The organism is uncultured Sphingomonas sp. (genome assembly GCF_913778135.1).
GTDB lineage: Bacteria > Pseudomonadota > Alphaproteobacteria > Sphingomonadales > Sphingomonadaceae > Sphingomonas.
The window spans coordinates 1-9,394 of record NZ_CAJYVU010000135.1 but is presented as its reverse complement, the minus strand read 5'-3'; the positions used below and the strand labels follow the sequence as shown (position 1 = coordinate 9,394).

The 9,394-nt window shown below is 67.3% G+C and carries 11 protein-coding genes; 10 read left to right on the top strand and 1 reads right to left on the bottom strand.

From position 1 onward, the window contains the following. The 4 genes from ffh to rimM all read left to right on the top strand — a co-directional run. A partial coding sequence (gene ffh, locus QZ847_RS12460) for a signal recognition particle protein (protein WP_294356933.1) occupies positions 1-1,529 on the top strand: 1,529 nt, incomplete at its 5' end. Positions 1,530-1,585: 56 nt separating this feature from the next. After that, on the top strand, positions 1,586-1,984 hold the full coding sequence (rpsP, locus tag QZ847_RS12455) for a 30S ribosomal protein S16 (RefSeq protein ID WP_294356931.1): 399 nt from the start codon (positions 1,586-1,588) through the stop codon (positions 1,982-1,984). Between the two features lie 116 nt (positions 1,985-2,100). Further along, positions 2,101-2,235, top strand: coding sequence for a hypothetical protein (locus tag QZ847_RS12450; protein ID WP_294356929.1), 135 nt, complete (start codon positions 2,101-2,103; stop codon positions 2,233-2,235). Between the two features lie 19 nt (positions 2,236-2,254). Beyond that, a complete protein-coding gene (gene rimM / locus QZ847_RS12445; RefSeq protein ID WP_294356927.1) occupies positions 2,255-2,731 on the top strand; it encodes a ribosome maturation factor RimM in 477 nt (158 codons plus the stop codon). Between the two features lie 9 nt (positions 2,732-2,740). Here the strand turns inward: rimM and QZ847_RS12440 are convergent, their stop codons facing one another. Further along, positions 2,741-3,655, bottom strand: coding sequence for an NAD(P)/FAD-dependent oxidoreductase (locus tag QZ847_RS12440; RefSeq protein WP_294356925.1), 915 nt, complete (start codon positions 3,653-3,655; stop codon positions 2,741-2,743). 126 nt (positions 3,656-3,781) lie between these two features. On the opposite strand from QZ847_RS12440, the gene QZ847_RS12435 reads away from it, so the two are divergent. The 6 genes from QZ847_RS12435 to QZ847_RS12410 all read left to right on the top strand — a co-directional run. Next, positions 3,782-6,067, top strand: coding sequence for a S9 family peptidase (locus QZ847_RS12435; RefSeq protein WP_294356923.1), 2,286 nt, complete (start codon positions 3,782-3,784; stop codon positions 6,065-6,067). A 13-nt stretch (positions 6,068-6,080) separates the two neighbouring features. Beyond that, positions 6,081-6,797 carry an MgtC/SapB family protein gene (locus tag QZ847_RS12430; RefSeq protein ID WP_294356921.1) on the top strand — a complete coding sequence of 239 codons (717 nt, stop codon included), beginning with the start codon at positions 6,081-6,083 and terminating at the stop codon, positions 6,795-6,797. A 59-nt stretch (positions 6,798-6,856) separates the two neighbouring features. Next, the gene (locus QZ847_RS12425; protein ID WP_294356935.1) at positions 6,857-7,885 is read left to right on the top strand and encodes an aspartate-semialdehyde dehydrogenase; all 1,029 of its coding nucleotides are present in this window, start codon (positions 6,857-6,859) and stop codon (positions 7,883-7,885) included. 5 nt (positions 7,886-7,890) lie between these two features. Further along, positions 7,891-8,352, top strand: coding sequence for a hypothetical protein (locus QZ847_RS12420; protein ID WP_294356919.1), 462 nt, complete (start codon positions 7,891-7,893; stop codon positions 8,350-8,352). Between the two features lie 38 nt (positions 8,353-8,390). Next, the gene (locus QZ847_RS12415) at positions 8,391-8,843 is read left to right on the top strand and encodes a GFA family protein (protein WP_294356917.1); all 453 of its coding nucleotides are present in this window, start codon (positions 8,391-8,393) and stop codon (positions 8,841-8,843) included. Beyond that, positions 8,833-9,394, top strand: a 562-nt coding sequence (locus QZ847_RS12410; protein ID WP_294356915.1) for an alpha/beta hydrolase, incomplete at its 3' end; no start/stop codon positions are given. The genes QZ847_RS12415 and QZ847_RS12410, both read left to right, overlap by 11 nt.

Sequence of the window (9,394 nt, the reverse complement as noted above, 5' to 3'; positions counted from 1 at the left end):
TGTTCGAGAGCCTCAGCGATCGTCTTGGTGGAGTGTTCGACCGGCTGCGCGGCCGCGGCGCGCTGACCGAGGCCGACGTGCGCCAGGCGATGCGCGAGGTTCGCATCGCGCTGCTCGAGGCCGACGTCGCGCTGCCGGTTGCGAGGGCGTTCGTCGACAAGGCGACCGAGGCCGCGATCGGGCAGAACGTGCTCCGCTCGGTCACGCCGGGGCAGCAGGTCGTCAAGATCGTCAACGACGCGCTGGTCGAAATGCTTGGCGGCGACGATCCCGAGGGCGCCGAGCTCGACCTGAACGTCGCGCCGCCCGCGGTCGTGATGATGGTTGGCCTGCAAGGCTCGGGCAAGACGACCACCACGGCGAAGATCGCGCGGCGGCTGTCGAAGGGTTCGATCACTGGGCGCCCGACGAAAAAGGTGCTGATGGCGTCGTTGGACGTCAATCGCCCGAACGCGCAGGAGCAGCTGGCGACGCTCGGCACCCAGGTCCAGGTCGCGACGCTGCCGATCGTGGCGGGTCAGCAGCCGGTCGACATCGCCCGGCGTGCGCTGCAGGCGGCGAAGCTGCAGGGCTTCGACGTGCTGATGCTCGATACCGCGGGCCGGTTGCACGTCGATCAGGCGCTGATGGACGAGATGAAGGCGGTGGCCGAGGTCACGACGCCGAACGAGATCCTGCTCGTCGTCGACTCGCTGACCGGTCAGGACGCGGTCAACGTCGCGCAGAACTTCTCCGATCAGGTGCCGCTGACGGGCGTGGTGCTGACCCGCATGGACGGCGACGCGCGCGGTGGCGCGGCGCTGTCGATGCGTGCGGTGACGGGCAAGCCGATCAAGTTCGCGGGCGTAGGCGAGAAGATGGACGCGCTGGAAGCGTTCCAGCCGAGCCGCGTCGCCGGCCGCATCCTGGGCATGGGCGACGTCGTCAGCCTGGTCGAGCGCGCCGCCGAGGCGATCCAGCAGGAAGACGCGGAGCGGATGACCGCGCGGCTTGCCAAGGGTCAGTTCGACATGAACGACCTGCGTTCGCAGCTGGCGCAGATGCGGCGCATGGGCGGGCTCGGCGCGCTCGCCGGCATGTTGCCCGGCATGAAGGGCGCGCAGAAGGCGATGGCGTCGGGGGCGGTGGACGAGAAGATCCTGCTGCGCATGGACGCGATGATCACGTCGATGACGGTCAAGGAGCGCGCCAAGCCCGAGCTGATCAACGCCAAACGCAAGATCCGCATCGCCAAGGGGTCGGGCACCAATGTTCAGGAGGTCAACAAGCTCCTGAAGATGCACCTCGAGATGCAGACCGCCATGAAGAAGATCAAGAAGATGGGCGGGATGAAGGGGCTGCTCGGCATGCTCGGCAAGGGCGGGCTGGGCGGGCTCGGCAACGCGCTGGGCGGTGCGGAGCTAGGCGACATGATGTCCAAGGCCGGCGGGCCGGGCGGAAGCCTGGCCGGCATGCCGGGGCTGCCGGGCCCCGGAGGCATCCCGGGCGGGCTGCCGGGAATGCCCGGCGGGTTGAAGTTCAAGAAGTAAGTTTCACGTGCCCGCCTAAGGCGGGCGATCCAAATTGAAGAAGGAAGAAGACTAACATGGCACTGAGCATTCGTCTGTCGCGTGGTGGCTCGAAGAAGCGTCCCTACTACCGCATCGTCGTCGCCGATGCGCGCAGCCCGCGTGACGGCAAGTTCATCGAGAAGATCGGCAACTACAACCCGCTGCTCGGCAAGGACGACGAGAAGCGCGTGATCCTCGATGCCGAGCGTGCGAAGCACTGGATCGGCGTCGGCGCGCAGCCGACCGACCGCGTCGCCCGCTTCCTCGACAAGGCCGGCGTGAAGGAGCGCGCTGCGCGCAACAACCCGACCAAGGGCAAGCCCGGCGAGAAGGCGACCGAGCGTGCCGAGGAGCGTGCCGAGAAGCTGAAGGCCGCGCAGGAAGCCGCCAATGCTCCCGCCGAGACGACCGAAGCCGAAACGGCGGAGGCCTGAACCCGCATCGCCGGTCGGTGATCTGCACCGGCCGGCGCCCTGCGACGCCGGTCCCGATCGGGTCGGCACTCAATCGGTTACCGCGCGTTTTCCCCTTATCATGAGAGGAGTACGCCGTGACCGACCCCAACCAGCCCCCGCGCGAGCATGACGACAAAGACGCCACGAACCAGGGGGCATCGTCCACCAAGCCCGCCGAAGGTGCCAACGACACCCCCGGCACAAGCGACGGCTCACCCGAGCCCGCGTGATCCGGGCACAGCGGCGCGCGTGGTGCCGCCGGGACAGGTCGTGCTCGCCGCGATCGCCGGCGCGCACGGCGTCGGCGGCGAGGTGAAGCTCAAGGTCTTCGCCGAGCAGTTGGAAGCGCACCGGTCGTTCAATGACGGTGCGCTGACGCTACAGTCGCTGCGCAACGGCAACATTGCGCGATTCCAGGAGATCGCGGACCGCAACGCGGCCGAGGCGATGCGCGGGACGGTGCTGACCGTGCCGCGCGACGCGCTGCCCGCGCTCGACGAGGGCGAATATTATCATGCCGATCTGATCGGGCTTGCCGCGGTATCGACCGACGGTGACGCGCTCGGGCAGGTCGTCGCGGTCGAGAATTTTGGCGCAGGCGACGTGATCGAGGTTGAGCGGCCATCGGTCGATGGCCGGCCGGGCAAGCGCTTCATGGTGCCGATCAGCGCGGTGCCTGAGTGGAACGACGAACGATTGATGATCGAGGCTGCGTTCGTCGACTGACGCCAGCCGTCAGCGCCAGAGCGGCTGCTTCTCGTTCAGCATGTTGCGGATCGTCGTTGCGGCAACGCCGGCCTCTCCCATCGCGTGGCTGATCTGATCCAGCCCCTTCACTACATCACCCGCGGCGAACAGGCCGGGGATGCTGGTACGCTGGTGGTCGTCGACCTCGAGGCAGCCGACATCGGTCGCGCGCGCACCCGCCTCGATCGCCAGGTGCGATCGGATGCGCGAGCCGAGCGCGGGATAGACGCTGTCGAACGCCATGCGACCGCGTGCGGTATCGAAGGCTAGCTGCTCCCGTTCGATCGCGTAGTTGCCACAGGGGCCGTTAACGCGCGCAATCCCGGCCTCGTCCAGTTTCGCGGCGCACGCGGGGTCGAGCGCGTGCTCGACCTCGGGCGCGATCAGCGTCACGTCGCGTGTGAAGCTGCGCAGGAACAGCGCCTCGCGCGCACCATGCTCACCGGTGCCGATCACGCCGACCTTCTTATCCGTCACCTCGTACCCGTCGCACACCGGGCAGTAGCGCAGCAGCCCGCGCTCCAGTGCCGGATCGTGCACCTCGGGCAGCAGGTGCGCCGGGCGATGATTGACCACGCCGGTCGCAAGCAGCACGGCGCGTGCGCGGAAGCCGCCTTGTGCCGTCTCGATCACGAAGCCGTCGTCGTCGCGGGCCAGCTTGTCGACGCGTACCGGCTGCCGATGCACGCCGTATTTCTCCGCCTGCTGGAGCATCAGCGCGAGCAGATCCTTGCCCGCGACTCCCTCGGGATAGCCGGCGTGGTTGCGCGTGCACGGGATCATCGCCGCGCGGCTCGAGCCTGAGTCGAACAGCCGCACCCGCAGGTGGTAGCGCGCGAGGTAGATCGCGGCGGTCAGCCCGGCGGGGCCGCCGCCGATGATGATGCAGTCGTCGGTCGTCATCGCGCGGGCAACACTGTGCAACGTTTCCGGTTCCGCGCGAGCGGCAATGCAGGCGGGTGGTCTATCGACGCTGCGCCCGCTAATCGAGGGCGCGACAAGCCGCAGCGGCGCGGTGTGGAGAGTGAGATGCGGGCATGGTTGAGCGCGGGTGTGGCAGCGGTGGCGATCACGTTGGCGAGTGGAGCCGGCGCAGTGACCGCTGATCGCACGGCGGCGCCGCAGACGAGCAAGGCCGAGGCGGGCGCGCCCGCGCTGACGCTCAAGCGCGTGTTCGGCAGCCCCGACCTCGCCGGTCCGCAGCCGCAATCGCTCAGACTGTCCCCGGACGGCACGCTGCTCACCTCCGTGCGCAACCGGGCCGACGAGCGGCAGCGCTACGACCTTTGGGCGCTCGACACGAAGACGGGCGCGGAGCGGATGCTGGTCGACAGCAAGAAGCTGGGCAGCGGCGCCGAACTGTCGGAAGCCGCCAAGATGCAGCGCGAGCGCGACCGTTCGCTGACCGGCAAGACCGGCGTGCTGCAATATGACTGGTCGCCCGACGGGCAGAGCCTGCTGGTGCCGATCGACGGCGAGCTGTTCCTGGCAGGCCGCGACGGGCAGGCGCGCAGGCTGGACGGAACCAAGGGCGCGCTCAACCCGACGATCAGCCCGCGCGGGCGCTTCATTGCGTTCGTGCGCGACCAGAATTTGCAGGTCGCGTCGCTCGGGCAGGGGGTAGCAAAGGCGGTCACGATCGGTGGCGGCGGCACCGTCCATTGGGGCGAGGCGGAGTTCGCTGCGCAGGAGGAAATGGATCGCCGCACGGGTTACTGGTGGTCGCCCGACGAGCGCTACATCGCAGTCGAGCGCTTCGACGACGCGCCCGTGCACGTCGCCACGCGCGCCTCGATCGGTGCGTCGGGCACCAGCATCTACCAGCAGCGTTACCCCGCGGCGGGTACGCCCAACACGCTGGTCGAGCTGTACGTGATGAAGCCCGATGGTACGGGCCGCGTGAAGGTCGACCTCGGCACCGATCCCGACATCTATCTGGCGCGGGTCGACTGGACGCCTGACGGCGCCGCGCTCCTCGTCCAGCGCGAGAACCGCGCGCAGACCCGCCTCGACATGCTGCGCGTCGACCCGGCGACCGGCAAGTCGAGCGTCATGTTCACCGAGCAATCGGGTGCGAAGAGCTGGATCAACCTGACCGACGCTTACCGCGTGATGCGCGACGGCAGCGTGCTGTGGCGCTCGGAGCGCGACGGCTTCGGCCATCTGTGGCTGTGGCGCGCAGGGACTTGGCAGCAGCTGACCAGCGGGCCGTGGGTCGTGACCGGGCTGGTCGCGGTCGATGAGGGCGCGGGCAAGGCGTATTTTCTCGCCAACAAGGACGACGTGCTCGAACAGCAGCTCTACGCGTTCGACCTGAAAACCCGCGCGATCACGCGGCTGACCGAGCGCGGATGGTGGAACTCGGCCACCGCCGACGGCACGGGCACGCGCTTCATCGTGACCCGCTCCAACCCGCAGCAGCCGCCGCAGACGTACCTCGCCGACGCGAGCGGCAAGCGCGTCGCGTGGATCAACGAGAACCGCATCGCGGGTGACCATCCCTATGCGCCATTCATGGCGGCGCATCGCCCGACCGAGTTCGGCACTATTCCGGCGGCGGACGGTACGCCGCTCTACTGGCAGATGATCACGCCCAAGCTGGTAAAGGGACGCCGCTACCCGGTGTTCTTCCAGCATTATGGCGGGCCGCACAGCCAGCAGGTCATGCGCAACTGGAACGGCGCGCTGGCGCAATATCTGGTCAGCCAGGGCTGGATCTTCTTCCAAGTCGACAACCGCGGCTCGATCAACCGCGGCAAGGCGTTCGAGGACACGATCTACCACGCGATGGGCACGGTCGAGGTCGAGGACCAGAAGGCGGGCGCTGATTACCTGAAGACGCTGCCGTTCGTTGATGCGGGCAAGATCGCGACCTACGGCTGGTCGTACGGCGGGTACATGTCGGTCAAGATGCTGGAAAAGACGCCGGGCGTCTATGCGGCCGCGGTTGCGGGCGCGCCGGTGACCGACTGGCAGCTGTACGATACGCACTACACGGAGCGCTACATGGGCGATCCGCGAAAGGTGCCCGAAGCTTATGCCGCGTCAGGTGCGGTCGGCGACGCGTCGAAGATCAGCGATCCGTTGCTGCTGATCCACGGCATGGCGGACGACAACGTCTTTCTCGACAATTCGACCAAGCTCGCCGCCGAGTTGCAGAAGACCGCCACCCCGTTCGAGATGATGATGTATCCCGGCCAGACGCACCGCGTCGGTGGCCCCGGCATCAGCGAGCATCTGTGGACGACGATCCTCGGCTTCCTGAACCGCGAGGTGAAGAACAAGCCGGCGAGCGCGACGCAAGCGGCGAAATAGAGCGGGCGCGCGGGTGCGCTTCCTCACCACCTTCCACCTGTGGCCGTTCCTCGACACGCTGGTTAGCTATGTCGTGGCACTGGTGCTCGGCACCGCGATCGGGGCGGAGCGGCAGCTGCGGCAGCGCACCGCCGGACTGCGCACCAATGCGCTGGTCGCGATCGGATCGGCGGCGTTCGTCGACCTGGGGCAGCGGCTGGGCGGCGACGTCGAGTCGATCCGCGTGATCGCCTATGTCGTGTCCGGCATCGGCTTCCTCGGTGCGGGCGTCATCATGAAGGAGGGGATGCACGTCCGCGGGCTGAACACCGCGGCGACATTGTGGTGCTCGGCCGCGGTCGGCGCGATCGCGGGTAGCGACATGATTGCGGAGGCGGTGCTGCTGACCGTGCTGGTGCTGACCGCCAACACGCTGCTGCGCCCGCTGGTCGATGCGATCAACCGTGTGCCGACCGATCAGCACACGTTGGAGGCGACCTACACGGTCACGCTCACCGCGCCGGTCGAGAAGGCAGGGCCGATGGGCGACATGCTGGTCGAGCATCTGGAGGAGCAGAGCCTGCCGGTCGCCGAACTGTCGACGCAGCCGCTCGGCGACGATCGACTGTCGCTCACCGCCACGCTCGTCAGCACCAACGTGCCGAGCGACGAGCTCGACGCGATCGTCGAACACCTCGCCCGCGTGCACGGCGTGGTGCACGCGACATGGCAGGCGCGCACGCACGATTAGGAAAGCAGTTGCCCCGCGACGCGCAATGCCGCAACGCAGCGCGCGAAGTGGAGATGGTGATGGGTTACCGGGTGGTGGTCGCGGGTGCGACCGGGAATGTCGGGCGCGAGATGGTCAATATCCTGGCCGAGCGGCAGTTTCCCGCCGACGAGATCGCGGTACTGGCTTCGTCGCGCAGCCAGGGCGACCAGATCGAGTACGGCGATACGGGTCGTATGCTCAAGATACAGAATATCGAGCATTTCGATCCCGCTGGCTGGGACATGGCGCTGTTCGCGATTGGATCGGACGCGACCAAGGTCTATGCGCCCAAGTTCGCCGCCGCCGGCTGCACCGTAATCGACAATTCGTCGCTCTACCGGATGGACCCTGACGTGCCGCTGATCGTGCCGGAGGTGAACGCCGACGCGATCGACGGCTACCGCGCCAAGAACATCATCGCCAACCCGAACTGTTCGACCGCGCAGATGGTTGTTGCGCTGAAGCCGCTGCACGATGCCGCGACGATCAAGCGCGTCGTGGTCGCGACCTATCAGTCGGTGTCGGGCGCGGGCAAGGCCGGCATGGACGAGTTGTTCGAGCAGAGCCGCAACATCTTCGTCGGCGATCCCGCCGAGCCGAAGAAGTTCACAAAGCAGATCGCGTTCAACGTCATTCCGCACATCGACAGCTTCCTCGACGACGGGTCGACCAAGGAAGAATGGAAGATGGTGGTCGAGACCAAGAAGATCCTGGGCGCGAAGATCAAGGTCACCGCTACCTGCGTCCGCGTACCCGTCTTTGTCGGCCATTCCGAGGCGCTGAACATCGAGTTCGAGGATGAGATCTCGGCCGAGGACGCGCAACGCATCCTGCGCGAGGCGCCGGGCATCATGCTGATCGATAAGCGCGAGGACGAGGGGTACATCACGCCGATCGAGGCGGCGGGCGACGACGCCACCTACGTCAGCCGCGTGCGCGAGGACCCTACGGTCGAAAACGGCCTGTCCTTGTGGTGCGTCAGCGATAACCTGCGTAAAGGCGCCGCGCTGAACGCGGTGCAGATCGCGGAGCTGCTGGGGCGCCGGCACCTGAAGAAGGCGGACTGATCGCGATGGCGCGCAATGTGGCGGCGTTCGTCGTTCTCCTCGCCGCGTCCGCGTGCCAGCCGAACCCGCGCAACGAGATCGCGCAAATTGCTGACGTGGCGATGGCGGAGGTGGCGCGAACCGCCAATGCGCGGGTGTTCTCAGCGCCGCTCTGTGTCGACCGCATCATCCCGCCGTGGCAGCCCGCGCAACATGCGCGGCGCATCGATCCACCGGCACCACCAGGTTTCGCTGACCTGTATGCCCCTGACACCTTCCGCGGCGGCGGTGGCGTAAGGGGTGCGATCGTCGGCGGGATTCTGGTGGCATCGCGGCCCGAGTGTTTTACCCTGTACGGCCCACTGATCCGTGGGGACCGAGCGATGATCGAGGTGCAGTTCCCCGGCACCGGACTAAACGTGTGGCAGCGACGAACTGGCGGCGTGTGGCGCGTGGTGACGACGACGACGAGCGTCTATCCGGACTGACCGGCACGATTGGGTGACGATCACGCGAGGAGGTGCGGGTGGGCGAGCGGATGGCGGGCGGATGCCAGTGTGGGCGGGTGCGATACGTGGCCGAGGTCGAGGGCGACGACGCCTATCTGTGTCACTGCCGGATGTGCCAGCGCGCGACCGGCGGCGTAGCGGCGGCATACAAGCAGGTGTTGCGCGATGCGGTCGCGTGGACATGCCAGCCCAATCGATACGCCTCGTCGCCGATTGCACGGCGCGGCTTCTGTTCGGCATGCGGAACGCCGCTGACGTTCGAATATGTCGAGCAGCCATCTGACGGAAGGCCCGCGAAGATCGATCTGACACTCGGCAGCTTCGACGATCCGTCACGCTTTCGCCCGACTTCTCATTTCGGCTGGGAGAGCCACCTTGCTGGCTGGCTCGACACCGCGGCCTTGCCACGGCTGCGCAGCGACGAATATCAGCCGCTCGTCGCCAAGTGGGAGCAAGCGCGTGACGCGTAACGAGATCGAGCCGCAATTCTTCGACAGTTTCGATGGCGCGCAAATCGCGTGGCGTGAACTGGGCGAGGGGCGGCCGGTGGTGCTGATCCACGGCTATTTCTCCGACGCGAAGACCAACTGGTTGCGTTACGGCCATGCGGCGGCGGTGGCGGCGAAGGGCTTCCGCGTCATCATGCCCGACCTGCGCGGGCACGGCGACAGCGCGAAGCCGCATGATGCGGCGAGCTACCCGGCGGATGCGCTGATGCGCGATGGGCTGGCGTTGATCGACCACCTCAACCTCACCGACTACGACTTGGGCGGTTACTCGCTCGGTGCGCGCACGACCGTTCGCATGTTGGCGAACGGCGCGGCGCCGACGCGCGTGGTGCTGTCGGGCATGGGGCTGGCGGGGATTGTTGCGACGGCGGGGCGCGGCGGGTATTTCCGCAACGTGCTGACCAACCTCGGATCGTTCGAGCGCGGCAGCCGCGAATGGCTGACCGAGGCGTTTCTGAAGACGACCAAGGGCGATCCGCAGGCGCTGCTGCGCGTCCTCGACACCTTCGTCG

Coding starts and splice junctions, on each gene's coding strand:
- QZ847_RS12425 (WP_294356935.1), top strand. CDS start 6,857: ATGGGTTACCGGGTGGTGGTCGCGGGTGCGACCGGGAATGTCGGGCGC.
- QZ847_RS12440 (WP_294356925.1), bottom strand. CDS start 3,655: ATGACGACCGACGACTGCATCATCATCGGCGGCGGCCCCGCCGGGCTG.
- QZ847_RS12435 (WP_294356923.1), top strand. CDS start 3,782: ATGCGGGCATGGTTGAGCGCGGGTGTGGCAGCGGTGGCGATCACGTTG.
- QZ847_RS12420 (WP_294356919.1), top strand. CDS start 7,891: ATGGCGCGCAATGTGGCGGCGTTCGTCGTTCTCCTCGCCGCGTCCGCG.
- rpsP (WP_294356931.1), top strand. CDS start 1,586: ATGGCACTGAGCATTCGTCTGTCGCGTGGTGGCTCGAAGAAGCGTCCC.